Origin of the sequence: Corynebacterium sp. HMSC074C05 (genome assembly GCF_001838325.1) — a bacterium.
Lineage (GTDB): Bacteria > Actinomycetota > Actinomycetes > Mycobacteriales > Mycobacteriaceae > Corynebacterium > Corynebacterium amycolatum.
Genome location: NZ_KV836298.1, coordinates 1 through 234 on the forward strand (window position 1 = coordinate 1; position 234 = coordinate 234).

Sequence of the window (234 nt, forward strand, 5' to 3'; positions counted from 1 at the left end):
GACCAGGAGAAGTAGTGAAGCAAACCCGCCGAACGAAATACAGTGCCATCAAACCGATTGCGCTTCAACACATCGCCAACGGGGCATCAGCAAGCGCAGTTGGACGTGAGTTAGGGATACCCTCACCAACAGTCAGGCGGTGGGCGCGACAAGCCGGAATTGAGATCCAGCACCAATCGCACTACCCGAAGGTCTCGATGATGCATAAGCATCGCGTGATCTACGAGATGCTTA

Annotated in this window: 1 protein-coding gene; it reads left to right on the plus strand. The window is 54.3% G+C overall.

All coding sequences use genetic code 11. From position 1 onward, the window contains the following. Positions 1–14 precede the first annotated feature (14 nt). Positions 15–234, plus strand: a 220-nt coding sequence (locus HMPREF3042_RS10720) for a helix-turn-helix domain-containing protein (RefSeq protein WP_210403451.1), incomplete at its 3' end; no start/stop codon positions are given.